This is a genomic window from Niveibacterium sp. 24ML, from assembly GCF_026586805.1.
In the GTDB taxonomy this organism is placed as follows: domain Bacteria; phylum Pseudomonadota; class Gammaproteobacteria; order Burkholderiales; family Rhodocyclaceae; genus Niveibacterium.
Genome location: NZ_JAPFHA010000004.1, coordinates 163977 through 190481, shown reverse-complemented (window position 1 = coordinate 190481; position 26505 = coordinate 163977). Strand labels below are relative to the sequence as shown.

Genomic DNA, 26505 nt, shown 5'->3' with positions numbered 1-26505 from the left:
GTCTCGGATACGGGCGCGCTCAACCGGCCGAGGCCGTGCTGGCGGACGCCTGGGGTGCGGCGGGTTGGGCCTGCGTGGCCATGCGCTTCTTTTGCTCGGCCACCCAGGCGGCGTACTGCTCGGCCGACACCACGCGCACCTCGATCGGCATGAAACCGTGCTCCTTGCCGCACAGCTCGGCGCAGTTGCCGCGATAGACCCCCTCTTTGTCGGCGCGGAACCAGGTGTCGCGGATGAAGCCAGGGATCGCATCCTGCTTGACGCCGAAGGCCGGCACCCACCAGGCGTGGATCACATCGTTCGCGGTGGTGAGGATGCGGATCTTCTTGCCCACCGGCACCACCACCGGGTTATCCACCTCAAGCAGGTAATGTGCACCCTTGGCGGCCCCGCCCTCGATCTGCTCCCTCGGCGTCGACATGCTCGAAAAAAAGCGCACGCCCTCGCCCTCACCCTTGAGGTAGTCGTAGCCCCACATCCACTGGTAGCCGGTGGCCTTGATGGTGATGTCGGGGTTCGAGGTGTCCTTCATCGCGATCACCGTCTTGGTCGCCGGGTAGGCCATGCCGAGCAGGATAAGCACCGGGATGACCGTCCAGGCAATCTCGACCGTAGTGTTCTCGTGGAAGTGGGCCGCAACCGCGCCCTTCGATTTGCGATGCTTGAACACCGACCAGAACATGACGCCGAACACGCCGACGAAGATCACCAGACAGATCACCAGCATCCAGCTGTGCATGCCATGGATCTGCTCGGCGATGCCGGTCACCGGCGTCTGGAGGTTGTAGCGCGCGTCGCTTGCCGACGCCGGGAGTGCGGCGAGAAGGGCCGCCACTGAAATTGCTGGACGAGTGGTATGCCTCATGGGTCCCCGAAACACACAAATGATTGCTGCTTCTGACGACAGCCCCGCAGCAAATCGGCCACCGTATCCGGCCACCCACCTGCGCGTGCCGCAACTCCAACTCCCGAGCACAGATCACATGCCTGCCGGCATGCACTTCCGCCACCGAAATTCATGTTGCCACAGCGCGCCCGACAACAGCAACAAATGTTGATTCAGATCAATGCGTTACAAAACGTGACTTGTCGCAACGCAATATCAAACTGCCAGAGCACTCGCCGCCTTGGCTGCACAAGCAAGAAAAAAGGCGCCCGCAGGCGCCTTGTCAGTCATCGCGGCCGATCAGCCGGCGTTCAATCCGTCGAGCAACTTCTGATGCACGCCGCCGAACCCCCCGTTGCTCATCACCAGAATGTGGTCGCCCGGCGCAGCGCACTGCACTGCAGCACGCACAAGTTCGTCGAGTGAATCAAAGGTTCGCGCCCGCTCACCAAGCGGCAGGAAGGCCTCTGCCGGACTCCAGCCCAGATTGTTGGCATAGCAGAAAACAAAATCAGCCTGCTCAAGACTGCCGGCAAGCCTGTCCTTCATGGCCCCCAGCTTCATCGTGTTCGAGCGCGGCTCAAGCACCGCGAGAATGCGTCCGCCCGTTTCACGTCGGCGCAGCCCCTCGACGGTGGTCTTGATCGCCGTCGGGTGATGCGCAAAATCGTCGTACACCGTTACCCCACGCGCCACGCCCCGCACCTCCAGCCGCCGCTTGATGCCCTTGAAGCCCGGCAAGGCTGCGATTGAATCCTGCGGCCTCACGCCCACATGGCGCGCCGCTGCGATTGCCGCCACCGCATTGGCGCGGTTGTGCGCCCCCGCCATCGGCATGTCGGCGCGCCCGATGAGCGCGCCTTCGAAGCTGAACACCGCTTCGGCCGGCGTCGCCCCCTCGGCTGCGTGCCAACCGTCAGCCGTCTCGAACCATTCGATCTCGCTCCAGCAACCGCGTTTGACGACGCGCTGCAGGCTTTCCTCTGCGCCATTGGCGATCACGCGCCCCATGCGCGGGATGGTGCGCATCAGGTGATGAAACTGCGTTTCGATCGCGGCCAGGTCGGCAAAGATGTCCGCATGGTCGAACTCAAGGTTGTTCAGGATCGCCGTGCGGGGCCGGTAGTGCACGAACTTCGAGCGCTTGTCGCAGAACGCGGTGTCGTACTCATCCGCCTCGATCACGAAGAAAGGCGAATCGGTGAGCCGGGCAGACACACCAAAATCCTGCGGCACGCCGCCGACCAGAAAGCCGGGGTTCAAACCCGCCGACTCAAGCAGGTAGGTCAGCATCGCGGTCGTCGTGGTCTTGCCGTGCGTGCCCGCCACCGCAAGCACCCACTTGCCGGGGAGAATGTTCTCGGCGAGCCACTGCGGACCGGAGTTATACGCCAGCCCCTTGTCAAGGATCGCCTCAAGCAAGGGATTGCCGCGCGAAATCGCATTGCCCACGATGTAGGCATCGGCGCCCAACTCAAGCTGGGCGGGGTCGTAGCCTTCGAGCAGTTCAATACCAGAAGCCTCAAGCTGCGTGCTCATCGGCGGGTATACATTGGCATCGCAACCGGTGACCCGGTGCCCCGCCGCGCGCGCGAGCAGGGCAATGCCCCCCATGAAGGTGCCGCAAATACCAAGAATATGAATGTGCATCGAAGCTTGTGCGCAGCCGGCAGGCGCGCTGGGGAGTGGTTAGAATAGGGCTCGATTGTATCCGACCGATCCGCCCCCCCTCGCCCGATGCCCCTGCACGACGACCCACCTCCCCGCAGCACGCTTCGCCAGAACGTTGCAGCACTCGCTGCCCGCCTGATGACCGAAGACGGCATCAGCGACCACGGACTCGCCAAACGCAAGGCCGCGCGGCAACTGGGCATCACCGAAGGCGAAGCGATGCCGAACAACGCGGAAATTGACGCCGCGCTGCGCGAGTACCAATCGCTTTACCCTGACGATGAACACGAAGAACGCCTCCTGGCCATGCGCGAAACCGCCTGCGAAGTGATGCGCATGCTCGCGCCCTGGCGCCCGGCGCTCACCGGCGCGGTACTCGACGGCAGTGCCAACGGCTTCTCGGAGGTCGAGATCGATGTGTTCGCCGACAGCGCGAAGGACGTCGAGATCTTCCTGCTCAACGAAGCCGTCGATTACGAGCACCGCGAAATCCGCCGCCCCGGACCCGAGTCCCCGGAAGCGGTACTGACGTTCGACTGGGACGAAGTGCCGGTCAAACTCTGCGTTTTCGGCCCCTTCGCGGAGCGGATTCCGCGCCGCAACGGCTCAGAGCGCGCGCGCCTTCCGGCCGTCGAAGCGCTTTGCGCTGCCGACAGGCAACAAGAAGACTGAGCCCGTGAATCGCACGATCGCAATCGTACTCACACTGCTGGTCGCGGCCGTCGCAGGCTACGCCGGCTGGCGGAGCGGCCAGATCCGCGACGAACAGGCTGCGCCCCCCGCGCGCATCGACGCTGCAGCGCTTGGTCGCCTGAAGAACCAGGCACTCCCCGAAGCCAGCGGCCAGACGGCCTCGCTTGCGCAATGGCAGGGCAAAGTCATCGTGGTGAACTTCTGGGCCACCTGGTGCCCACCGTGTCGCAAGGAAATGCCGCTGCTGGACGCCGCCCAGAAGAAGTGGGGTGCACGCGGCGTGCAGATCGTGGGGATTGGCATCGACGAGCCCGCCGCGATACGCGCCTACGCAAAAACCAGCGGCCTGAGCTTTCCGCTCCTGATCGCCGGGCCGGAATTCGTGGACATCACCGTCGCGCTGGGCAACCTGTCGCAAGGGCTGCCCTTTTCCGTGATCATCGGTCGCGATGGCAGCGTCAAACACACCAAACTTGGCCCCTTCAAGGATGAAGCGCTGGATGCGCTGATCGAACCTTTGATCACGCAGTGATTTGTTGCGAGCTTCGCTTGCCAAGCGCCGAACTTGCTGTCATCGTGCATCGCCATCAAATTGCAGCCGGCTCGGCGGAATTTCTGTCATTCCTGCCACGGCGGTAGTCATCTTCGTCGATTTCCGGCAAACTTGTCGTCTATGGCGACTTCAACTCGCAAATCGAAAACCAAGGCTGAAGCGCCAAGGCAACGCCGGATTCTGGTGTTGCATGGCCCCAACCTGAACCTGCTCGGCACCCGCGAGCCGGAGGTCTACGGCCGCACCACGCTTGCCGACATCCACGAAACGCTGTCTGCGCGCTGTCGTGCAGAAGGCGTGCTGCTCGAATCGTTCCAGAGCAACCACGAAGGCGGCCTGATCGATCGCGTTCAGGCGGCTCGCAGCGAAGGGGTCGACTTCATCCTGATCAACCCGGGCGGCTATACGCACACCAGCGTTGCCCTGCGCGACGCATTTGCTGCGGTGCAGATCCCGTTCATTGAAGTGCATCTGTCGAACATTCATGCCCGTGAGCCGTTCCGGCATCACTCGTTCTTTTCCGAAATCGCAGTCGGCGTGATCTGTGGGCTGGGCGCCCAGGGTTATTCGCTGGCACTTGAGTACGCACTGAATCGCATTCGCGAGAATTGAGCCGTCACCGCCTCCCCTACACAAAGGGCGGGCCGGCAACCACGTGAGAGGGAGTAACAAATGGACCTGCGTAAGCTTAAGAAACTGATCGACCTCGTCCAGGAATCCGGCATCTCGGAGCTGGAAGTGACCGAGGGCGAAGAAAAAGTCCGCATCGCCAAGCACGCCCCGGCCTCGGCGGCTGCCCCGGCCCAGCACTATGTGCAGATGGCCGCCCCGGCGGCCGCGCCGGCCGTTTCGGTGAGCGCCAGCCCGGCACCGGCCGCTGCGGCCGAACCCGAGGGCCACGTTCTCAAATCACCGATGGTCGGGACCTTCTACCGCTCCAACGCCCCCGGCTCGAAGTCGTTCGTCGAAGTCGGCCAATCGGTCGCGATCGGTGAGCCGCTCTGCATCATCGAAGCGATGAAGCTGATGAACGAGATCGAATCGGACGCCGCCGGTACGATCAAGGCAATTCTGGTTGAAAACGGCCAGCCGGTTGAATACGGCCAGCCGCTGTTCGTGATCGGCTAAGGGTCTGCGGGCGTGCTCGCCCTCCCCCCTCATCCGACCTTCCACACCTTTCACGGACGCCCGCCACATGTTTGAAAAAGTCCTGATTGCCAACCGGGGCGAGATCGCGCTGCGCGTGCTGCGCGCCTGCCGCGAGCTTGGTATCCGCACGGTTGCGGTTCATTCTGAAGTCGATGCGACGGCCAAATACGTCAAGCTCGCCGATGAATCGGTCTGCATCGGCCCTGCATCATCGATGCAAAGCTACCTTAACGTTCCGGCCATCATCGCCGCAGCGGAAGTCACCGACGCCGAAGCGATTCACCCCGGCTACGGTTTCCTGTCCGAGAACGCCGATTTCGCCGAGCGAGTCGAGAATTCCGGCTTCGTTTTCATCGGCCCGCGCCCCGAAACGATCCGCCTGATGGGCGACAAGGTCTCGGCCAAACAGGCGATGATCGAAGCGGGCGTGCCCTGCGTACCCGGCTCCGGCGGCGCACTGCCGGACGACCCGAAGGAAATCACCAAGATCGCCCGCGCGATCGGATTCCCGGTCATCATCAAGGCGGCCGGTGGCGGTGGCGGGCGCGGCATGCGCGTCGTGCACACGGAAGGCGCGCTGATCCAGTCGGTCACGATGACCCGCACCGAAGCACAGGCGGCCTTCAACAACGCCACCGTGTACATGGAAAAGTACCTGGAGAACCCGCGCCACGTGGAAATCCAGGTCCTGGCCGACCAGCATGGCAACGCCGTGTATCTGGGCGAGCGCGACTGTTCGATGCAGCGCCGGCACCAGAAGGTGATCGAAGAGGCGCCGGCCCCCGGCATCGACCGCAAGGCGATCGAAAAGGTCGGCCAGCGTTGCGTCGATGCTTGCAAGCGCATTGGTTACCGCGGCGCGGGCACCTTCGAGTTTCTCTATGAGAACGGTGAGTTCTTCTTCATCGAAATGAACACCCGGGTGCAGGTTGAACACCCGGTCACCGAAATGATCACCGGCGTGGACATCGTCCAGGAACAGATCCGGGTCGCCTTTGGCGAGCATCTGCGCATCAAGCAGAAGGATGTGGTCTTGCGCGGACACGCCATGGAATGCCGCATCAACGCCGAAGACCCCTTCAAATTCACGCCCTCGCCGGGCAAGATCACGAACTGGCACACGCCGGGCGGCCCCGGCATCCGGGTCGACTCGCATGTGTACAACGGCTACACCGTACCGCCGAATTACGATTCGATGATCGGCAAGGTGATTGCCTACGGTGAAACCCGCGAACAGGCCATCCGCCGACTGCGTATTGCGCTCTCGGAAATGGTGGTCGAAGGCATCAAGACGAACATCCCCTTGCACCAGCAATTGCTGCACGATGGTGATTTCGTCCGGGGCGGCACCAGCATTCACTACCTTGAAGCGAAGCTCGCGAAGAAGGACTGAGGATCAGACCATGTGGTTGCAGGTGGCAGTACAGGCGGACGAATCACAGGCCGAGGCACTCTCCGAGGCCTTGATGGATGCTGGCGCCTTGTCGGTGTCCATCGACGATGCCGACGCCGGCACCGATGCCGAAGTACCGCAATTTGGCGAGCCGGGGCACCCGGCTCAGCCATTGTGGCAACACAGCCGCGTCATTGCGTTGTTCGACCGCGATGTTGAACTCGCAATTGCGCTCGCAGAAGCGGCTGCGCAGGCCGGGCTTGATGCGGTACCGCCATTCACCGTTGAAGAAATCGCCGAGCAGGACTGGGTACGCTTGACGCAGAGCCAGTTCGACCCGATCGAGATTGATCCGCGACTGTGGATCGTGCCCTCGTGGCACGTCGCCCCCGACCCTGCTGCAATTAACATCGAGATGGACCCCGGCCTGGCATTTGGCACCGGCTCGCATCCGACGACACGCCTTTGCCTGCAGTGGGTACTCGACAACATCGCGCCCGGCAGCAGCGTGCTCGACTACGGCTGCGGCTCCGGCATTCTTGCGATTGCGGCGGCCAAGGTCGGCGCAGGCAAAGTCGTCGGCATCGACATCGACGAACGCGCGCTCGAAAGCACGCGCGAGAACGCGCTGCGCAATCAGGTCGAGATCGAGGTCGTTCACAGCGGCACGCCGGTCACGGCGCGCTACGACCGGGTCATCGCCAACATCCTCACCAACCCGCTGTGCGTCCTTGCCCCCGCCATTGCGGGCTGTGTCGCAGACGGCGGCAAACTCGTGCTCTCGGGCGTGCTTGAACCGCAGGCCGAGCAGGTGATTGCGGCCTATGCGCCTTACATCACGCTGAAGGTGGGTGCAACTTACGAAGGCTGGGTGCGTCTGGAGGGCAGCCGCTGATGTTGATGACGCGCTGCCCGCATTGCGGCACCGCGTTCCGCGTCAAGCCCGAACAACTGCGGGCGCGTGGCGGCCGCGTGCGTTGCGGACACTGCCAGGCCCCGTTCTCGGCACTTGAATCGCTGATCGACAGCCCCCCGGCAGAGGCCCCGGAGCAAACGGATGCCACGCAGGAAACGGCGCCCCCGACCAGCCAACCGGCTCAAGCACCAACATCACCGGCAGCAAGTGTAGCGCCGGTTTCCGTGCCAGCGCCCACGCCAACCCCAGCGGCACCGGCAGCGCCGCGCGCCGACGCGCCGCCTGCCAGAGAGCCGTTCGCAGTGCAGTCGGCAATGGCAGGACACCGCACCAGCACCTGGAACATGCGGACAACGTCCGAGCTGGTGCCGCCGATTCCTGAGCTCGAGCCGACGCCCGTCAAGGCGACGTATTCGCTCGACTTCGACCTCGATGCAGATGAACTGCCCGCACCGCCCTCGCACGCGCCCGCCCCCCTTTCACCCAGCACCAGCGATTTCGTCCGCCCTGCACGCGCGGATGAAGAGACCGCGCTGACCTTTGACTGGCGCATGGCCGGCGACATTCCGGGCGGCCACGGCGGGGGGCCTGCTCCTCACGAAGCCGAAGTCGATCTCACCGCCTCGGACTGGCATGGCGCGCCGCACGAAACCCGCCACACGGATGAAGTGGTTGAGGAAGCACTCGAAACCGAAGAGCTTGCTAGCGACCCGGACCCACGCGAGCCGGTATTCGTGACCGCGTATGCGTCGCCCGCCGGCGTTTCGCGCGCCCCCATCTGGGCGGCACCCGATGCACCGCTCGAACCCTTTGAAGACGACCGATTCTCCCCCTTGCCGGATCACGTGGCGGCCTCAGGCGCAGTGGTGGGCGCAGAGACTGAAACCGCGCCGGACGAACCGGAACTGATTGAACACGAAACCACCGCGCCGGACACCGAAGCCGCCGCGCAAGCGGCTGACGAACGGCACGAGTTTGCCTGGGAAAAATCGCACGAGGCGGAGCCCGCTGGCTGGCCATGGGCGGTGGCAGTCGCGGCCCTCCTGCTGATCACCGCAGGCCAGGGTCTGCTCTGGGCGCGGCATGACATTGCGCGCGAACTGCCGGCCACACGCCCGCTGTTTGAAGCAGCTTGCGCCCGGATCGGTTGCTCAATGCCCTGGCCACGACTGTCGGCACAGATCAGCATCGACGCATCCGACCTGCACCCGCGCGGCGACGGTGAAGGCCAATTCGAACTGAGCGGCACCTTGCACAACAAGGCCGGCTTCGATCAAGCCTACCCGCACCTGGAAGTCACGCTGACCGACGTGTTCAATCGTGCGCTTGTGCGCCGGGCGCTGCCGCCAGAAGTGTGGTTACCGCCCAACCTGAAGGGTTCGTCGGCCTTTACGGCCGGCAGTGACATCGCGTTCACGATCTATCTGGATGCGGGCAATCAGTCCGCCACCGGCTACAAGCTCTACGCCTTCTATCCCTGAGTGTTTCAGTTCTGCGGCGGCGCACCAATTCCTGTTTATGCTCTGATCGCAAGCTTGAATTGGTGACTCGCCTTTTCGCCCTGTAGTCTTTGTGCTGTGCACAAGAAGCAATCAGTGCACAGTGCATGACCTACTGCAGGAGAATCAACATGAGCGAACACGCCTTGGAAGTTCTGGAAGTCTCGAATGGCTCGACCCACGTTTTTGCCGGCGTTTATGCCGCGAACGATGGCTTCTTCGCCGAGATCCACGAGCAGCGCGACGGCTCGATCCGCCGCCTTGGCAAGTCCGATGTGCTGCCGACGCAAGAAAGCGCGGTAGCCTGGATTCAAAGCCGGCCGTGGTTCAAGCACAGCGCCGCCTGATCGAACACCCCCAACCCCAAACATGACGAATGTGTGCCCGGGCCGGTCAGGCACCGACAAGCCGCATAGCTCCCCCGGCGCACACATTCAAGAAAACCATATAAATATCAGAAGCTTGAATTGGTGCCTGCCAGAGCTGTCACTACAATTCAAGCTACAGAGAGTTTAAAAAGGAACAATAATCATGGCACCCCTCCCCCTTGACGTGATGGATTCAGGTACCGGCCGCAACTGCGTTTTCGGTGGTGTTTATGCTGCTAACGACGGTTTCTTTGCCGAGATCCACGAACAGAAGAACGGCCGCGTTCGCATGATCGAAAAGTCCGAGTCACTGCCAACGCGTGAAGTCGCCGTGGCGTGGATGCGTTCGCGCTGCCAGGCAGGCTGATTTCCCCCAAGACCGGTCGCACCGCATGTGCGGCCGGACAATCGCCGATACAGGCGAAAAAACAAACTGGGCCTTGGGCCCAGTTTGTTTTTGGGGCACGGTTTTGCGCGCCACGCCAAGCGATCATCGGCAGCCTCACGCACACTTTCGCGATGCGGCTAGCGGGCATCCATGGCCCACTCGCGCACTGCCGGCCAGATGGTACTCAGGTGATCAATCAAGCACCCGAGCCGCTTCTGAGGAAGCTCGTCAGCGGGCCGCTATCAAACCCCATCGCCGACATTTGCGGCACCTCGATCGGCGGCAGCCAGCGCACAACGCGATTGCCGCCCTGCTGACGCGCTGCGGCGAGCGCAAGATCCGCGCGGCGCACGGTTTCATGCGGGCGCAGCCCCTCTTCGCTGTCGGCCACACCAATGCTGGCGCTGATGGCGATCGAACCATCGGCCAGTTCGACCGGCGCGGCGCCAATGGCACGGTGAAGCCGTTCGGCAAAATGCAGCGCATCGCCACGGCTGCTGTCCGGCAACAGGATGCAGAACTCGTCGGCGGTAAACCTTGCGCACACATCGTCGGCGCGGACTTCTGCCAGGATGCGGCGCGCCACCTCCGCAATGACGCGATCACCGGTGACGGTTCCAAAGCCGCCGTCAATCGATTCGAAGCGGTCGATATTCAGGATCACCAGACTGTAGGACTTGCCATTGCGCTGCGCCCGGGCATGCTGCCGGGCGAGACATTCGGTCAGCGACAGGCGGTTGGCGAAGCCGGTGAGATCATCGATCCGGGCCAGCCTGGCCAGTTGAGACGCCAGCCGCAAGTTGGACCACAGCACGAAGCCCAACGTCAGCAAGACGGCCATCGCGCTGACCCCCACATAGCAAATGGCGCGCGTCTGGGCGCCATGCGTCTCGAGCAAACCGGGCATCCAGGCTGATGCGATACGTGCGCAAAAGATCACCCCAACACCCAAGGCAGCAAGCAAGACCAGCAAACGTGCGGGCTGCTCGTCCGCAGTGCCGGGCTCCAGCACCCGCAGGGCAATTGCGCCGCTGACAACAACGAGGATCAACGACACCGCGCTCACGCGGATGCTCTCTGCCACGCCGGCTCCCGAAAAACCGGCGCTGACGGCAAATGCAATGCCGCCAAGCAGCAGAATCAACCAATGCCGGGGACGCCCACCCTCGAAGGCGCGGACGCCTTCAAGAAAGGCAACAAACCCCATCACAGCCAGCGTGTTGAACAGGACAAAGCCCGGCGCGAACCCCAGCAGCATCGCCGCCACCAGCAGCACCAAGGCACCTGCGACAAGCCCCATGCCCAGCGCGAACAGACCACCGCCGGGCAACTCGCTGCGGCGGCGAATCGTCAGCAGAAGCGCCAGTGCAAGCACGCCATGGATCGTTGCGGCCATGATGGCCATCGTGGGTTCGTGAAAAAGCATCGGGACACCTCCGGGTTGCAACGTCCATCGCCGGGGTCACGGCGAGATCGGCAACAGGCGCGACGAGTCGGCACGCAAATGCATGCTAACCCCCGAGATGCCTCACGTCTGCCAAATTCGTCAGATTTTTCGACAGACGGTGTCTGATTGTGATGAATCACTCGGCCTTGGGCGCCTGAGCAGACCTGCCATTCGCGCGCCGATCAGCAGCCCGAGCCCCATCGCACCGACGATGAAAACCGCCTTGAAGAAGCACGCGAAGGTACCGGCCAACAGCGCCGCATCCGCATGAGAACCCTCGCGGGCGATCTGCATCGCGCCGGCGATGCCCTGGTAGATGAATACCCCCGGCATCATCGGAACCGCCCCGGCAAAAGCCACGGCCGCAAAGGGCACGCGAAGCCGATCGACCGCCACGTTGGCCATGCCGCCAATGGCGAGGCAGGCAAACAGCGTTGCGATCTCCTGCGCAATACCGTGCTCCATCGCGACATAGCGAATGCCATGACCAACCATGCCGCACAGCACGGAAACCCAGAGCACGCGCCACGGCTCGTTGTAGAACGCCCCGAAGCCGCAAGCCGCCAAACCGGCGAGCAGCACGTCGGTGAGCAGCGTGAGCTGCGCGTCAGCGGCCGGCACCGCGGCAACGGTGCTCATCCCAAGCGTCAGCCAGCCGCCAAGGAACACGCCCAGCGCGGCACCGACCAAAATGCCGGTGGCCAGACCAAGGCGGGAGATGCCGGTCTGCATGTGGTTCTCGATCATGTCGTACATGCCATTGATCAGGTGCGGCCCCGGCACCAGCATCAGGGCCGGCACCATGAGACAGAAGCCGGGTGTCTCGGTCCAGCCCAGACGGATCACCAGCCCGCCGAGCAAGGAGCCGATTAGCGCGGCCGTGAAAGGCAGCGCAAACAGCACGACATGCCGCTTCGCCAGCGCTTGCCGCGCAAGCAAGCCGAGCCCGGACGAAACGCCACTGACGGCCACCGCCCCCCAGTCCGCGTGCAACAGGCGCGCAAGCGCGGCGGCGGCGACACCAAATATCAGCGCGAGGAGCCAGCGATTGTGGCGGCCCGCAGTGCGCTCGACCGATTCCAGCGCCGCAATCGCAGCCGGAAGATCGATGCGCCGCTCGCACAGATCGTCGATGACGCGGTTCACGCGTGTGCTCACCGCCACATTGATGCGCAATTCTGGTGCCTGCGCATGAAACTGGCGCCCTTGCGGCGAAAACAGCGTTACGCCACGGTAGCTGACAAAAACAAGCACCTCGACCCCGAGGTGATGTGCCGCATGCAGGAGCTTGCGCCGCAAGAGTTCGGATCGCATGTTGTATTCGAGCAGCAGCCGTGCGGCGAGCAGCAGGAAGCGCATGGCGGCGCTTGCGTCGATACCGGATCCGATATCGGGCGTATTGCTTGAAGCGGTGGTCATTCCTTACCTCGACATGGCGCGCGCGTTCGGCGCGGGCCGGGTGCAACCGGTGTCACTGAGTGCAGATCCTAGCCGAAGCAGCATCCACCGCCTCCCGATCACATCAAGCAGGCGCCAGCCTCGTTTCCTTGAGCAAGCTTCACGCCCGAATCGCAAGGCGGACGCAATCGCGACAATGCGTGCCGCACAGCGCCCGCGCCACGGAGATCACTCGCCACTGGCGCCGGGCGCCAACTTGCGGTACCAATTGCATCGCAGTTTCACCCCTTGCGCCCATGCCGACTGACCGCGCCGCCGCCCTTGAACTTGCCCCGCTCACGGCCTTGCACGCCGAGGCCTTCTGGCCGCACGCCCAGACCGAGGCCCTGTACGCCTTCGTGCCGATTGAAGCGCCCGCCTCAAAGGCTGAACTGGCCGCATGGTTTGCAAGGCTGGCAGCCGGCGCCCCCGCCCGGCTGGATGAAGAGTGGCTCAACTGGGCCGTTGTGCTGCCTCAGGAGAACACGGTGGCCGGCATTGTCCAGGCCACAGTCATGCGCGATTACGAAGCCGAGCTGGCCTATCTGATCGCCCCTGCATTCTGGGGACGCGGCATCGGCATTACCGCCGTCCGCGCCATGGTCGATTGGCTCTGGCGAGAGCGCGCCGTCGTCAGCCTGCGCGCGGTGGCCGACACGCGGAACTTGCGCTCGCAAAGCCTGCTTGAAGAACTCGGCTTCGTCCTCGCGGGCGAGGTAGCTTCATCCATTCGCGGCGAGCGCACCATCGACCGCGTCTACGCCGGGCACGCCAGCACTGTGCTACGCCCGGCCTGAGCGCTTGAACGCCTGCGCGCCTCAGCGATAGCCGCCCCCACTCGATGCAGTTGAGGCAGACTAGGCGCCTGATCGCCTTTCTGAACGCCAAGCAATGACCGCAACGCCCCCCGCATCCACCCCCGACCGTCGTGCCGCCAGCTCAAAGGAGGGGCGACTGACACTTGGCAAGGTGCTGAGCCTGCTGACCGCGGATGGCCACATCGACGCATCCGAAGCGGAGGCGCTGCATGCAGAGCGCAGCGCACGCCAACAACAGCACCCGCTGGTGGTGGTGGCGGGGATGAACTGGAAATCGCGGCGGGCGCCGAACAAGCTGCTCGATCTCGAAACGCTGACCGAGTGGCTCGCCGGCGCGCTAGGCATGCCCTACATGCACATCGATCCACTCAAGATCGATTTCTCGGCGATTACCAGCGTCATGTCGAACGCCTACGCGACGCGACGCCGCGTACTGCCGGTGCAGGTGACGGCGCGCGAGGTGGTGATCGCCACCGCCGAGCCCTTCCAGCGCGAGTGGGAGAAGGAGCTTCAGCCGATCCTGCGCAAGGAAATCCGCTGCGTGCTCGCCAACCCGCTGGATATCGAACGCTTCCAGGTCGAGTTCTACAACCTCGCGCGCTCGGTCAAGAACGCCAGCACCACTGGCGGCGCGGCCGGCATTGCGAGCTTCGAGCAACTGGTTGAGCTGGGCAAAACCAACCGTCAGTTCGATGCCAACGAACAGCACATCGTGCACATCGTCGACTGGCTCTGGCAGTACGCCTTCGAGCAGCGCGCGTCGGACATCCACATCGAGCCCCGGCGCGAGATCGGGCTGGTGCGCTTTCGCATCGACGGCGTGCTGCATCAGGTCTATCAGCTGCCGATGTCGGTACTCAGCGCGATGACCAGCCGGATCAAGCTCCTAGGCCGCATGGACGTGATCGAGAAGCGCCGCCCGCAGGATGGCCGCATCAAGACCCGCACGCCGCAGGGGCTGGAAATCGAATTACGCCTCTCCACCCTGCCGACGGCGTTTGGCGAAAAGCTGGTGATGCGGATCTTCGACCCGGAAGTGCTGGTGCGAAATTTCTCCGAACTGGGCTTTGGCGATGATGACCAGACGCGCTGGAACGCGATGGTGCGTCAGCCCAACGGCATCATCCTGGTCACCGGGCCAACCGGCTCCGGCAAGACCACCACGCTCTACTCCACGCTCAAACACCTCGCCACGCCCGAAGTGAATGTGTGCACCATCGAAGACCCGATCGAGATGGTCGAACCCGCCTTCAACCAGATGCAGGTGCAAGGTTCGATCGACCTGGGCTTTGCCGACGGCGTGCGTGCGCTGCTGCGGCAAGACCCGGACATCATCATGATCGGCGAGATCCGCGATCTGGAAACCGCCGAGATGGCGATCCAGGCCGCGCTCACCGGCCACCTCGTGCTCTCCACCCTGCACACCAACGACGCCCCCGCGGCGATCACCCGCATGCTGGATCTCGGCGTGCCGCCCTACCTGCTGAGCGCCACGCTGCTCGGCGTGATGGCCCAACGCCTCGCCCGCACCCTTTGCCCGCACTGCAAACAAGCCTCACCGATGCAAGACGACGAAGGGGAGCTGTGGGATGCGCTCGTCGCCCCCTTCCGCGCCAACCGGCCGCCGCAGATCCATCGCCCGGTCGGCTGCCTCGAATGCCGCATGACCGGTTACACCGGCCGCATGGGGCTCTACGAGATCCTGCTGATGAACCCCGCGCTGCGCAAACTCATCACCCGCGACGCAGACATCGCCGCGCTGCGCGAACAAGCCTACCGCGACGGCATGCGCCCACTGCGGGTATCCGGCGCAATCAAGATCGCCAGCGGCGTGACGACGCTGGACGAAGTGCTGAAGGTGGCGCCGCAGGCGAACGAGGGCTGAGTCGGTATCATCCCGCCGATGAACCACCCGATCCTGAACATTGCCGCCTATCGCTTCGTCCCGCTCGATGATCTGGACGCGCTGCGGGCGCGCCTGCTGGCCGAGGCCAGCGAACGTGCACTCAAGGGCACGATCCTGCTGGCAGAGGAAGGCATCAACCTGTTCCTCGCCGGCGCGCCCGAATCGGTGCGCGGCTTTCTCGATGCACTCTGCGCCGACGCGCGTTTCGCCGGCCTTGAAGTGAAGGAAAGCGGCTCGGATACCGTGCCATTCCGCTACCTGCGGGTGAAGATCAAGCGCGAAATCATCCGCATGAACCACCCGACCATCCGCCCCGCCAAGGGCCGCGCGCCGGCTGTGGATGCCGCCACGCTACAACGCTGGCTGGATGCGGGCGTGGACGACGACGGCCGCCCGGTGGTCACACTCGACACCCGCAACGGCTTTGAAGTGGACTTCGGCACTTTCGACAAGGCGATCGACTGGCGGATCACCAAGTTCACCGAGTTCCCGGCCGCGGTGGCAGCACACCGCAACGAGCTGGAAGGCAAGACCGTGGTGAGTTTCTGCACCGGCGGCATCCGCTGCGAGAAGGCTGCGATCTACATGCGCGAACTGGGCCTCGACCACGTCTATCAACTCGAAGGCGGCATCCTCAAATACTTCGAAGAGACCGACGCGCGGCACTACCACGGCACCTGTTTCGTGTTCGATGAACGCGAGGCGCTCGACCCGCACTTGCAAGTGAAAAACGCACAAAGCTGACGCGGCAAAATTGTCGCGATTCGGCGACAAATGGGTAGCGAATCCATGTCCGCTTTCTATACTTCCGGTACTGGCTGACGACGTTTTTTTCCGCTTCAATCGCACGGGCGCTCGCCCGCTGCGCCATGCTCGAAGCGCCCTTCAGCCCATCACGTGCGTTCTTGCGCCGGACACAATCCGGCGACGTGACTGCGCATACCACCCCCCATTCCCAGGAGAACCTGCTGATGACCTATCAAGCGGCCGGGTGAGCCTTTGCGTGCAAAACCGGAGCGGCCGCGTTGCCCATGGAGTGCAACATCATGAACCTCAAGCCCAGCGAGCCGTATGACCATGCGGATCTGCCGTCGTGGATTCCCAAACCCGGAAAGGTCGACACCACCATCAATGGTGTGCTGATGGCCGGTTTTGCCTTCTTCTTCGCCGCCTTGTTTGTGGGCTGAGCGACCCCGTCGGCCGAGGCGGGGCATGCAAGCAAAAGGGGGCCGTGTCACGGCCCCCCTTTTTTGATCAGACAAGCCCTCTTGCCACCCGTTTACTGAAGCGCGCCAGGTCTGCAAGAAGCCACACACCGACGGCTCAGGTCGATGCAGGCCTCGCGTTCAGGCCGCAAATCCGGATCACCTCATCCGCGACGGTCTGCGCGCTGATGTGCGTGGTATCCACGATCTGTGCAAAGCGCGGTCGCGCCATGCCGTCGGCGTGCATCCACCGGATTCGCTCGCGCTCCCAGTCTGAGAGCTCGCGCGTGCCACGGCACTGGGCGTTCTGCTCCGGCGCGCACCACAAGGCAAGGCTCAAGATTTCTTGCGTGGGCGCAAAGCGCGGCCGGATGAAGGCGAAATCGGCATCCGAAAGTGGATAGACGAACAAGACATCCAGGCCGTGCGCGAGGAAGTTGTTCGCCACGTCGCAGGCGTTGATCAGGTTGAGCGGCACCGCCTCGGCCAGATCCATCCACGCGATGCAGGCGCGCAAGTCGTCGACCTCGATGACGGCAAGGCGCTCGCATTGCGCCTTGAGCAGGCGTGCCACCGTCGATTTGCCAGCATTGGGCGCGCCGGTCAGGATGATCAGGCGCGCCATGACCGATCAGTCCATGCCAGACGGTTTGACCTTCGGCGCGATCGCCGCGCCCTTGCGTGCCCGCTTGCCGACGCAGGCCTGCAGTGCAACGCCTTTCACTTCCACCGCGATCTCCTTACCGCCGCGGCCGATGCCGTTGACGGTGACGACAGGCTCCGCCGGGCAGGCCACCGCGTTGAGGGTTTCCTTGTCGTCCAGCCCCATAACGATCACACCGCGGCCGCGCGGCATCACCTTCATCTCGGCGCGCGGGAACCACAGCAGGCGGCCGTTGGCCGAGGCCGCGGCAATCCACTCGCCTTCGCATGGCACCGGGCGCAGCACTTCTTCCTTGTCTTCCAGCGTCATGAAGGCCTTGCCGGCGCGATTGCGGCCGGCGAGCTCGGACAAGGTGGTGATGAAGCCGTAGCTGCCGGAGTTGGCGAAGAGGTATTCCTTCGCAGGATCGCCTGACAAGGCCTGTGCGACACGTGCGCCGTTCTGCAGTTCGATCAGCGTGGTGAGCGGCACGCCGTCGCCGCGCCCGCCCGGCAGATCCTGGATGCGCACCGAGTAGGCGCGGCCCTGGGTGTCGATGATCAAGAGCGGCCAGGGCGTGCGTGTTTCGATCACCGCGAATTCGCCGTCGCCGGACTTGTAGGTCAGCGCGGCGCGATCGACGCCATGACCCTGGCGCGCGCGCACCCAGCCGTTGCGCGACAGGATCACCGTGACCGGTTCGTCGAGCACCGGCGCTTCGGCCGCCACCACCGCCTGCGCGGCTTCGATCAGCGTGCGGCGGTCGTCGCCGAATTTCTTGGTGTCTTCGACGATTTCCTTGAGGATCAGGCGCGTCATCGCGGCGCGGTCTTCGAGCAGCTCGACCAGCTTGGCGCGTTCGACGCGCAGCTCGGCGAGCTCCGATTCGATCTTGATGTACTCAAGGCGCGCCAACTGGCGCAGGCGGATCTCGAGGATGTCCTCGGCCTGGATTTCGCTAAGCTTGAAGCGCGCCATCAGCTCGGCCTTGGGCTCCTCGGCCTCGCGGATCACGCGGATCACCTCGTCGATGTGGAGCCAGACGATGGCGCGGCCTTCGAGGATGTGGATGCGGCGGTCGACTTCGCCCAGGCGGTGCCGCGTACGGCGCTCGACGGTGTCGAAGCGGAATGCGATCCACTCATGCAGCACCGCCAGCAGGCCCTTCTGCGCCGGGCGGCCGTCGCGGCCGATCACGGTGAGGTTGATCGACACCGAGGATTCGAGCGAGGTGTGCACCAGCAGCACCCGCATCAGCTCTTCCGGGTCTTGCGTGCGGCTCTTGGGTTCGAGCACCAGGCGGACCGCCTCCTTGTCGGAGGATTCGTCGCGCGCGGTATCGAGCACGCCCAGCACCAGCGCCTTGGTCGCCTTCTCCTCGGCCGACACTTCCTTCTTGCCGGTCTTCGGCTGCGGGTTGGTCAGCGCTTCGATCTCGGAGAGCACCTTGGAGACCGACACGCCATGCGGCATCTCATTGACGATGATGCGCCACGCGCCGCGTGCGAGCGGTTCGACGCGCCAGCGCGCGCGCATCCGCAGGCTGCCGCGGCCGCCGGCGTAGGCGTCGCGCAGCGCTTGCGGCGGCGAGATGATCTGGCCGCCGCCGGGGAAGTCCGGGCCCGGCAACAACGCCATCACATCATCGAGCGTCGATTCGGGCTTCTTGATCAACAGTTGCGCTGCGGCCGACACCTCGCGCAGGTTGTGCGGCGCGCATTCGGTGGCCATGCCGACCGCGATGCCGGATGCGCCGTTGAGCAGCAGCATCGGCAGCCGCGCCGGGAAGAGCTTGGGCTCCTGCCAGGCGCCGTCGTAGTTCGGTACGAAGTCCACCGTGCCGCGGTCAATCTCGCCCAGCAGCAGTTCGGCCAGCGGCGTGAGGCGCATTTCGGTGTAACGCATTGCCGCGGCGCCATCGCCGTCGCGCGAGCCGAAGTTGCCCTGGCCTTCGATCAGCGGGTAGCGCAGTGTGAAATCCTGCGCCAGCCGCACCGCGGCGTCGTACACCGCAGTGTCACCGTGCGGGTGCAGCTTGCCGATCACGTCGCCGACCACACGGGCGCTCTTCACCGGCTTGGCGCCAGGGTTAAGCCGCATCTCGTGCATCGAATACAGGATGCGGCGCTGCACCGGCTTCATGCCGTCTTCCACCTGCGGCAGTGCGCGGCCGCGCACCACGCTCATCGCGTAGGCCAGGTAGGCACGCTCGGCGAAGGCGGCGATCGGCAGGTGATCGTCGGGCAGCTCGGTGAGCGTGGGCGGCGCCGGTGGCGCGGGCGGTTCGGCCGGCTCGGTCGGCGCCTCTTCGGGCGTGGGCGCGGCTTCTTCGTCGAAGAGATCGAGGTCGCGATTCGGATCAGGCTCGTTGTGCATGGGCAAACCGGTTGGGTGGTGCATGGAAACCGCGCGATTATCGCAGGCTTGTCACACCGGCGCGGTATCCGGCGGCACCCGTCGCGACTATGATCGGCACTCCCAAGCCCGATTGCGAGCGATGACATGCCCAAGAAAGCCATCTCCCACGCGGTGCGCCTTGAGTTCGGCGACCAGGCGCTGGTCAGCACCAACCTTTCTGGCGCCGCCTTTCTTGGCGAGGACCTCTGGGTGGCCGGCGACGAAGCCTGCGCGCTGACCCGCCTGACGCGCCTGCCGCCGCTGGGCAAGGAAGCGCTGCGCTACGGCGAAGCGGCGTCCTTCCCGCTCGCAGCCTTTCTGGACCTGCCTGACGCCGCAGAGATCGAGGCCGACATCGAGGGCCTCGACGCGGTAGACGGCTGGCTCTGGCTGGTGGGTTCGCACGGGCTCAAGCGCAAGAACCCGAAAACCGGCCGCAAACCCACCGAGAACATCAAGCGACTCGCGACGATCGAGCGCGATGGCAATCGTTGCCTGCTCGCACGCATCCCGCTTGAAGCCGATGCCAAGGGCCGCCTGCAACCGGTGCGGGAGGCGCGCGACGGCCGCTGCGCCACGCGCCTGCGCGGCGATACGCGAAGCAATGACCTGACCCGAGCGATTGCCGAGGATGTGCACCTGGCGCCCTTTCTCACCCTGCCCGGCAAGGACAACGGCTTCGATGTGGAAGGCCTGGCGGTGCGCGGCGAACAGATTCTGGCAGGCCTGCGCGGGCCGGTTTTGCGCGGCTGGTCATGCCTCCTGGAGTTGCGCTGCAATGAAAAGAAGGGCGAGCTGCGGCTGGCCAAGCAAGGCGGCGCGGCGCTGCGCAAGCACTTCATCAAGCTGGCCGGGCTTGGCGTGCGCGACCTGCACTGGGAGGGCGACGACCTTTTGCTGCTGGCCGGCCCGACGATGGCGCTGGACGGCGCGATCCGCCTGTTCCGTTGGCGCGACGCGGCCCTGGCGCTGGACGCCAACGAATCCGACGAAATGCTGTGGGAAGGCGTGGTGAGCGAAGAACTCTCGCTCGACCATGGGGTGGGCACCGACCGCGCCGAGGCCCTGACGCGCATCCCCGACGGGCTGCTGCCGCCGCCCCCCACCGGCGCCGCGCAGCCGCGCTGGCTGGTACTGCACGACGCCCCCGATCCGGCACGCACGGCTGCCGGTGGCGTGGTCTTGGCAGACCTGCTGGAACCCTGACCGCCCCGCGCTTCCCCGTGCCCGAAGGCACGGGGATAATCCGCGCTTTGCTTTCTTCAAGGCTCGAACATGGAATGGCTGGCTGATCCGAATGCCTGGGTTGCGCTCGCAACGCTGACCGCGCTTGAGATCGTTCTGGGTGTAGACAACATCATCTTCATCTCGATTCTGGTCGGCCGCCTGCCCGAATCACAACGCAACCTCGCGCGCCGGCTCGGCCTGCTGCTGGCGATGGGCACGCGGATTGCCCTGCTCGCATCGCTGGCCTGGCTGATGCAGCTGAAGGAACCGCTCTTCGTCGCGCCCTTCCTGGAGCGCGGCGTTACCGGGCGCGATCTGATCCTGATCGGCGGCGGCTTGTTCCTGCTGTGGAAGAGCGTGCACGAGATCCACAACGCACTTGAAGGCGCGGATGAAGTCCATGCGGCCAGCGCCGCGAAGGCAGCCTTCGCGTCGGTGCTAGTGCAGATCGCGATCATCGATATCGTCTTTTCGCTCGACTCGGTGATCACCGCAGTCGGGCTGGTGAGCAATCTGTCGATCATGGTCACCGCGATCATGGTGTCGGTGGGCGTGATGATGTTCGCCGCACGCCCGATCGGCGAGTTCGTCGACCGCCACCCGACGGTGAAGATGCTCGCGCTGTCCTTCCTCGTGCTGGTGGGCGTCACGCTGATCGCGGAAGGCTTCGGCACCCATGTGCCCAAGGGCTACATCTACTTCTCTATGGCCTTCTCGGTGTGCGTGGAAATGATCAACATCCGCCTGCGCAAGCGCATCAGTGAGCCGGTTCAGCTGCGCAAGGATCTGCCGGACTGAGGAATAAATTTCACGCTCCGCCTGCCAAGAAAAAACGCCCCGTTTTCGGGGCGTTTTTGTTCGCAACACAGACAAAAACGGTTATCAGTTTTGCTGTACCGCGACGCTGTAATTGCGGCCGTAGTTGTTGTCCCAGTACGTTTTTCCATCGACGGTGTAGCCGACGGCATACTCGATCCGGGTGGCGCCGGGCGCCAGTTGCAGGCCGAACGCCAACTCTTCGACGCCGTATTGGTTCGGGTTGGTCGCACTGCTGTAGTAGCTGCGCCAGAAATCGCCGTTCCACACCGCCCAGGCGGTCTTGCTGGTCTTCCAGCCATCGGTGGTGTAGCGGATCTCGGCCTGACGGTTGGCGCCGAGGGTCTTCACGCTGACGCTGCCGTAGTACCGGTTGCCATACACCACGACCGGGTTGCCGGTATCGACGTAGCGTGCGAGCACCGGTGCTTGCGGCATCAGGCTGCCCGAATCCTTGGCCTGCTTGTAGTTCGCGCCGCCATTGTTGTCCCAGTATTCCTGACCGTTGACCTTGTAGCGCAGCGCAAATTCCAGATCCCAGCTCTGATAGATGGGCCCGGTCTCCGTGCTGTCTTGATAGTTCGCAGCCCAGACTTCGCGGCCGTTATCCGCCGGGCGGCTGTAGGCAAGCGGCACGTCGATCCAGCTGCCATCCGGCTTCTTCAGGTGAACGTAAACCTCTTTGGCGTACGCCATGTTCTTGACCAGTGCCTCGAAGCGGACCGACTGCAAGCCAACCTGATAGTAGGCGGACACGGTGCTCTGCGAACGCAGCAGGCGCACTTCGTCGGCAGCCGATGCGATACCCGCGGAAACCAGCAACAGCAGGGCAAGGATGATTCGTCTCATGAGATCAACTCCTTCTTGCGCACGTAGCGACGCCTCGCGAAGCGCTGCGACACGGCGGAACGATGCGTGCTAAACGGTGGCGGGCCAGGCCCGCCGCAGGGGGCAGACGACGCCGTCGCGCACGGCAACGGCGTCAAACCATCAGGCGAGGCTCAGTTCTGCTTGAGCGGCTGCAGGTAGTTGCGGCCGAAGTTGTTGTCCCAGTAGGTGGTGCCATTGACGATGTAGCCGATCGCGTATTCCACCTTGCTTGCGGTCGTACCAACGTCGAGCTGGAAGTTCCACTCTTCGGCGCCGTACTGGTTGGGGTTGGCCGCACTGCTGTAGCCGCCAAACCAGAAGGTCGGGCTGAAACTCGCCCAGGCGGTCTTGCTGGTCTGCCAGCCATCGGTCGAGTAGACCACCTTGACCTGCTTGTTCGCCGCCAGGTTCTGCAAGGTCACGCTGCCGTAGAACAGGCCGCCGTAGATCCAGGCCGGGTTGTTCAAGTCATTCACGCGGGCCAGCACATTGGTGCCGAAGAGCATGCTGCCGCTGTCACGTGCCTGCTTGTAGTTGTTGCCACCGTTGTTGTCCCAGTACTCCACGCCATTGACCTTGTAGCGCAGCGCGAATTCCAGGTCGAAGGTCTTGAAGCTCGGGCCGGTGTTGGTCTCGTTCACATCGGTATAGCTGCCTGCCCACACTTCACGGCCCGCATCAGCGGCACGCATGAACGACAGGGGCGTATCAATCCAGCTGCCGTCGGGCTTCTTCAGGTGCACATACACCTGTTTGGCGTACGCGATGTTCTTGACGATCACCTCGAACCGGATGCTTTGGCTGCTCACGCCGTACTTCGACGACACCGTGCTTTGCGAACGCAGCAACTTGATCTCGTCAGCAGCGTGAGCGTTGGCGGCCAGCAGGAATGCGGCCAGAACGATTAGCAGTTTTTTCATGGTTCACCTCTTGCTCACTCGTTGGGGGATACACGTCTTGCGACGCCAGCAAGCAACAGGAGCCGTGTTGCTTGCTGGCGTCGCAGTGTGCCGTGCCCCGAGCTGCCGGCTTATCGAAAACTGCGGTTTTCGCGGGATCGGTTCTAGAAGATTTTTATGACATCAGGCGGATATTCAATTTGACTTGTGCGCTGCATCAAAAATCCGTAATGAATGCGCAAAGTCGTCACGAAATCCTTGCCTGATCAGCATTCCCGCCATTCGGCGCCACGAGGGGTATGGTCATCACAAAGCGTGCGCCAAGGCCAGGCCGGCCATCCACATCGATGCGGCCGCCGAGCACTCCGACCACCAGGTTGTACACGATGCTCAGGCCCAGGCCGCTACCGCCGCGGCCGTGTTTGGTGGTGAAGAAGGGATCGAAAATCCGCTTGACCGTACTTGCGGAAATCCCGACACCGTCGTCTTCGCACGACAGCTCGCACAGCCCGGCATCGAGCAGCCGCGCAGTGACCCGTATGCAGCCCTCCTCGCGACCCTCGAGTCCGTGAATCAGCGCGTTGTTAACAAAGTTGCTGATCACCTGTCCGAGCGGCCCCGGGTAACTGTCGAGCGTCACGCCCTCAACCAGATCGAGTTCCAGCCTCACCTTGTGCTTGCGCAGCAGCGGCCCCATCGTGGCCAGCACGTCGCGCACCGTTTCGGCCAGGTCAAAGCTGCGGCGCTTTTCACTGACCCGGTCCACCGACACCTTCTTGAAGCTGGCCACCAACTCTTCCGCCCGCATCAGATTGCGCTCGACCAGTTCCGCCGATTCGCAGACGAAGGCGGCGTACTCGACCAGCGACGACCGCTTCAACTGATTCGCCTCCACGTCGCGCAACACCTGGCGGGCGCGATCCCGCAGACTGCTTGCCAGCGTCACGCCATTGCCGATTGGCGTATTCAATTCGTGCGAGATCCCAGCAACCAGGCCACCCAGCGCAACGAATTTCTCTGAGCGCACCAGTTCGTCCTGCGCCAGTTCCAGCCGTTCGAGCGCCTGCTGAAGTTCGGCGGTGCGCGCTTGCACGCGGGACTCCAGCGTGGCGTTGAAGGCCTCAAGCTGCGCCCGCGATTCCTTGAGCCGCTGATCGCTTTGCTCGAACGCCCGCGCCAGCATGCCGATCTCGCCACTTGCGCCGGTGGGCAGCGCGGCCTGCGCGCCGGTGCCAATGCGTTGGGCCGCGTCCGTCAGTTGCGCGATCGGTTTGGCAATGCCCGCCGCCACGAGCCAGGCCGCCCCGACGATCAGGATCGACACCAGCGCCACCAGCAGGGCCACCACCAGCGTCGAACGGCGGTACGCGGCAAAGTAGTCGTCACGCGGATCAACCATTGCAAGCCGCCACGGGGCGTTGAGCAACTCCACCACGGCCACGCGGTCGGCGCGGCGGTCGCCCGTCAGATCGGCCCAGTTCAGGCCCGCACGCAGTGTCGACCACACTGCTCCCGGCACAGCGGCCTGGAGGCCGCTTGCACGAGCCACGTCCGCCTCGGCCGCCCACACCGCTTTGCCTTGCAGGCGGGCATCGTAGCCATGCGCAACGGCCAGGCCGGCCTGATCGAACAGCACCGAGAAGAGCGCGCCGGATTCGTGCAAGCCCTGCGCGCGGCGCACGAATTCCTGCAGGCGCACGGCGGAAATCCGCAGCCGCAGGACGCCGACGATCTCACCCCGCCCGTCGCGCAGGGGGGAAGAGGCCCACAGCACAGCGCCCTGCTCGCTGAAATCCGGCCCGGAGAGGACCGGCAAGCCCTGTGCCACCGCACGCTGGAACCAGGGGCTGCCTGCCTCACGTTTGCCGCGCCCGCTCAGATCGGTGTCGACCAGCACGGTGCCTTCGCGGTCAAGCAGCGCCGCAGAGGTGGTATGGATTGGGTCTTTGATGACGGTGTTGCGCAGCGTTTCCAGCACCTCGTTCACACGCTGCGCGCGCTGCTGCTCATCGGCCGCCAGATAGGCGCGCAGGGCCGGCAACTGCCCGTCGGCGCGCACGCCTTCGAGCGTGGCCGCGGCGAAGGTATCAACCGCCACCGCCAGCTCGGCGGCCCGCCCGAGCAGGGCGCGATCCTCGTGCGCCACGCGCACCCGCTCGTTGGCGCGCAAGGCGAAGGCGGCCGCGATGTAAAGCGGCACCAGCGCAACAGCGACCAGCGTCAGCAGCAGGCGGGTACGGATTCTCACGGCAGCAGACGGGGGTCGATCAGATCAAGGGCTTTGGGGCGGCGCACCAGGTACCCGCGCCCAACGAAGTGTTCAACAAACTGGTCCACCACGTGGAAGGCCGATGCGTCGGTGTCGCCGGGGCGGAACTTCGCCCGGTTGTCCGCAAGGCCCAGCAGGCGGATGCCCCGGCGGCTGACATCGGAGGTCTTGCCTTTGAGCAGGGCCAGCAGGCGCTGGTCTCCCTCGGCCGGGTAGCTGTTCCACCACGCCAGGGCGCGGAACCAGCTTGCCAGCAGCAGCCGCAACGCATCGGTGCGCGCCTCGATCACGGAACGATGAAAGATCAGCCCGTCAATGATCAGGCCCGGCGTGTCGGCACTCGAAAAGATCGCGGCATAGCCTTTGGCCTTGGCCTGGCTGACGTAGGGCTCCCAGGTATGGCCAAAGTCGAGTTCGCCCTTTTCAAGCATCGCCAGCACCTCTGAGGCATCGGCGTTGACCAGCTTGACGTCATCGAACGAAAGCCCGAAGCGCGCCAGGAATCGCAGCACCAGTAGTTCGCCAAAACCAGTCAGCGATGTCCCGATACGCTTGCCCTTGAGCGCCGCGGCCGAAGCGGGCGGGGCACGCCCGAGCAGCACGTCTGCGCCAGCCGACTCGTCCGACGCAAGCACCATGCTGATCGCCGGCGCGCTCCGGGTCAGCGTCACCATGTCGCCCATTGAAACGCAGACGCCGTCGTAACGCCCGGCGGAAAAATCGCTCAACAAGCGCCGCGTGTTCTCCGGAATGCTGACCTCCACCTCAAGGCCGGCGGCCTTGAAGTAGCCCAGTTCTTGCGCCAGCAGCAAAGGGTAGTAGCCCGCCCAGAGATCCATTGCAATCCGCAAGGGCGGTGCCGCCACCGAAGGGGCCGCAGGCTGCTCGCAAGCGCTCAACAGCCCGCCCGCAAGGGCTGCGGCGGCCTGCAGGAGGCGCCGCCGCATAGCTGAAACATCGTTCGTCCGGCTCATCAACCGCCCCCGCAATCCAAGCACCCTTATTGAATACGGCCCGGAATACACGCCCTTGAGCGCGGGGTCGGCTCATCGAGC

At 64.2% G+C, this 26505-nt stretch carries 25 protein-coding genes and 1 pseudogene; 16 read left to right on the top strand and 10 right to left on the bottom strand.

What is annotated here, in order from left to right; all coding sequences use genetic code 11:
* Positions 1-19 precede the first annotated feature (19 nt).
* Both coxB and mpl read right to left on the bottom strand, forming a co-directional pair.
* The gene (gene coxB / locus OPU71_RS05245) at positions 20-835 is read right to left on the bottom strand and encodes a cytochrome c oxidase subunit II (protein WP_267725824.1); all 816 of its coding nucleotides are present in this window, start codon (positions 833-835) and stop codon (positions 20-22) included.
* A 351-nt stretch (positions 836-1186) separates the two neighbouring features.
* The gene (gene mpl / locus OPU71_RS05240; RefSeq protein WP_267725822.1) at positions 1187-2536 is read right to left on the bottom strand and encodes a UDP-N-acetylmuramate:L-alanyl-gamma-D-glutamyl-meso-diaminopimelate ligase; all 1350 of its coding nucleotides are present in this window, start codon (positions 2534-2536) and stop codon (positions 1187-1189) included.
* Positions 2537-2623: 87 nt separating this feature from the next.
* Between mpl and OPU71_RS05235 the strand changes: the two genes are divergently transcribed.
* The 10 genes and pseudogenes from OPU71_RS05235 to OPU71_RS05195 all read left to right on the top strand — a co-directional run bounded on the left by OPU71_RS05235 (position 2624) and on the right by OPU71_RS05195 (position 9495).
* Positions 2624-3229, top strand: a complete 606-nt coding sequence (locus tag OPU71_RS05235) for a hypothetical protein (RefSeq protein WP_267725818.1) — start codon at positions 2624-2626, stop codon at positions 3227-3229.
* Positions 3230-3233: 4 nt separating this feature from the next.
* The gene (locus OPU71_RS05230; RefSeq protein WP_267725815.1) at positions 3234-3782 is read left to right on the top strand and encodes a TlpA family protein disulfide reductase; all 549 of its coding nucleotides are present in this window, start codon (positions 3234-3236) and stop codon (positions 3780-3782) included.
* A 141-nt stretch (positions 3783-3923) separates the two neighbouring features.
* Complete coding sequence (aroQ, locus tag OPU71_RS05225) at positions 3924-4415, top strand: type II 3-dehydroquinate dehydratase (protein WP_267725812.1); 492 nt, start codon at positions 3924-3926, stop codon at positions 4413-4415.
* A 60-nt stretch (positions 4416-4475) separates the two neighbouring features.
* Positions 4476-4931, top strand: coding sequence for an acetyl-CoA carboxylase biotin carboxyl carrier protein (gene accB / locus OPU71_RS05220; RefSeq protein WP_267725809.1), 456 nt, complete (start codon positions 4476-4478; stop codon positions 4929-4931).
* 67 nt (positions 4932-4998) lie between these two features.
* On the top strand, positions 4999-6345 hold the full coding sequence (gene accC / locus OPU71_RS05215) for an acetyl-CoA carboxylase biotin carboxylase subunit (RefSeq protein ID WP_267725806.1): 1347 nt from the start codon (positions 4999-5001) through the stop codon (positions 6343-6345).
* A gap of 10 nt (positions 6346-6355) precedes the next feature.
* Positions 6356-7240, top strand: a complete 885-nt coding sequence (gene prmA, locus OPU71_RS05210; protein ID WP_267725803.1) for a 50S ribosomal protein L11 methyltransferase — start codon at positions 6356-6358, stop codon at positions 7238-7240.
* Positions 7240-7338: pseudogene (locus tag OPU71_RS21320) on the top strand (MJ0042-type zinc finger domain-containing protein); the annotation flags it as partial. The gene prmA and the pseudogene OPU71_RS21320, both read left to right, overlap by 1 nt.
* Before the next feature lie 237 nt (positions 7339-7575).
* Positions 7576-8742 carry a DUF3426 domain-containing protein gene (locus OPU71_RS05205; RefSeq protein WP_267725800.1) on the top strand — a complete coding sequence of 389 codons (1167 nt, stop codon included), beginning with the start codon at positions 7576-7578 and terminating at the stop codon, positions 8740-8742.
* Between the two features lie 149 nt (positions 8743-8891).
* A complete protein-coding gene (locus OPU71_RS05200) occupies positions 8892-9107 on the top strand; it encodes a hypothetical protein (RefSeq protein WP_267725797.1) in 216 nt (71 codons plus the stop codon).
* A gap of 184 nt (positions 9108-9291) precedes the next feature.
* Positions 9292-9495: a hypothetical protein gene (locus tag OPU71_RS05195; protein ID WP_267725794.1), complete on the top strand. Its 204-nt coding sequence runs from the start codon at positions 9292-9294 to the stop codon at positions 9493-9495.
* Positions 9496-9712: 217 nt separating this feature from the next.
* On the opposite strand, the gene OPU71_RS05190 is transcribed toward OPU71_RS05195, so the two are convergent.
* Entirely contained in the window at positions 9713-10942 is a 1230-nt protein-coding gene (locus OPU71_RS05190) for a GGDEF domain-containing protein (RefSeq protein ID WP_267725790.1), read from the bottom strand.
* 120 nt (positions 10943-11062) lie between these two features.
* Positions 11063-12382 carry a threonine/serine ThrE exporter family protein gene (locus tag OPU71_RS05185; protein WP_267725787.1) on the bottom strand — a complete coding sequence of 440 codons (1320 nt, stop codon included), beginning with the start codon at positions 12380-12382 and terminating at the stop codon, positions 11063-11065.
* Positions 12383-12657: 275 nt separating this feature from the next.
* On the opposite strand from OPU71_RS05185, the gene OPU71_RS05180 reads away from it, so the two are divergent.
* The 4 genes from OPU71_RS05180 to OPU71_RS05165 all read left to right on the top strand — a co-directional run bounded on the left by OPU71_RS05180 (position 12658) and on the right by OPU71_RS05165 (position 16311).
* Positions 12658-13197, top strand: a complete 540-nt coding sequence (locus OPU71_RS05180) for a GNAT family N-acetyltransferase (RefSeq protein WP_267725784.1) — start codon at positions 12658-12660, stop codon at positions 13195-13197.
* A gap of 94 nt (positions 13198-13291) precedes the next feature.
* Positions 13292-15103 carry a GspE/PulE family protein gene (locus OPU71_RS05175; protein WP_267725780.1) on the top strand — a complete coding sequence of 604 codons (1812 nt, stop codon included), beginning with the start codon at positions 13292-13294 and terminating at the stop codon, positions 15101-15103.
* Between the two features lie 18 nt (positions 15104-15121).
* On the top strand, positions 15122-15868 hold the full coding sequence (locus tag OPU71_RS05170; protein WP_267725777.1) for a sulfurtransferase: 747 nt from the start codon (positions 15122-15124) through the stop codon (positions 15866-15868).
* A gap of 302 nt (positions 15869-16170) precedes the next feature.
* Positions 16171-16311 carry a hypothetical protein gene (locus OPU71_RS05165; RefSeq protein WP_267725774.1) on the top strand — a complete coding sequence of 47 codons (141 nt, stop codon included), beginning with the start codon at positions 16171-16173 and terminating at the stop codon, positions 16309-16311.
* A gap of 136 nt (positions 16312-16447) precedes the next feature.
* On the opposite strand, the gene OPU71_RS05160 is transcribed toward OPU71_RS05165, so the two are convergent.
* Positions 16448-16954, bottom strand: coding sequence for a hypothetical protein (locus OPU71_RS05160; RefSeq protein ID WP_267725770.1), 507 nt, complete (start codon positions 16952-16954; stop codon positions 16448-16450).
* A 6-nt stretch (positions 16955-16960) separates the two neighbouring features.
* A complete protein-coding gene (parC, locus tag OPU71_RS05155) occupies positions 16961-19348 on the bottom strand; it encodes a DNA topoisomerase IV subunit A (RefSeq protein ID WP_267725767.1) in 2388 nt (795 codons plus the stop codon).
* Positions 19349-19474: 126 nt separating this feature from the next.
* On the opposite strand from parC, the gene OPU71_RS05150 reads away from it, so the two are divergent.
* A complete protein-coding gene (locus OPU71_RS05150) occupies positions 19475-20575 on the top strand; it encodes a DUF3616 domain-containing protein (protein WP_267725764.1) in 1101 nt (366 codons plus the stop codon).
* Between the two features lie 69 nt (positions 20576-20644).
* Complete coding sequence (locus OPU71_RS05145; protein ID WP_267725761.1) at positions 20645-21394, top strand: TerC family protein; 750 nt, start codon at positions 20645-20647, stop codon at positions 21392-21394.
* An 84-nt stretch (positions 21395-21478) separates the two neighbouring features.
* Here the strand turns inward: OPU71_RS05145 and OPU71_RS05140 are convergent, their stop codons facing one another.
* The 4 genes from OPU71_RS05140 to OPU71_RS05125 all read right to left on the bottom strand — a co-directional run bounded on the left by OPU71_RS05140 (position 21479) and on the right by OPU71_RS05125 (position 26424).
* Entirely contained in the window at positions 21479-22261 is a 783-nt protein-coding gene (locus OPU71_RS05140; protein ID WP_267725759.1) for a carbohydrate-binding protein, read from the bottom strand.
* 152 nt (positions 22262-22413) lie between these two features.
* Positions 22414-23202 carry a carbohydrate-binding protein gene (locus OPU71_RS05135; protein ID WP_267725756.1) on the bottom strand — a complete coding sequence of 263 codons (789 nt, stop codon included), beginning with the start codon at positions 23200-23202 and terminating at the stop codon, positions 22414-22416.
* Between the two features lie 226 nt (positions 23203-23428).
* The gene (locus OPU71_RS05130; RefSeq protein WP_267725754.1) at positions 23429-25429 is read right to left on the bottom strand and encodes a sensor histidine kinase; all 2001 of its coding nucleotides are present in this window, start codon (positions 25427-25429) and stop codon (positions 23429-23431) included.
* On the bottom strand, positions 25426-26424 hold the full coding sequence (locus tag OPU71_RS05125) for an ABC transporter substrate-binding protein (RefSeq protein WP_267725751.1): 999 nt from the start codon (positions 26422-26424) through the stop codon (positions 25426-25428). The genes OPU71_RS05130 and OPU71_RS05125 overlap by 4 nt, the downstream gene beginning before the upstream one ends.
* Positions 26425-26505: the final 81 nt, after the last annotated feature.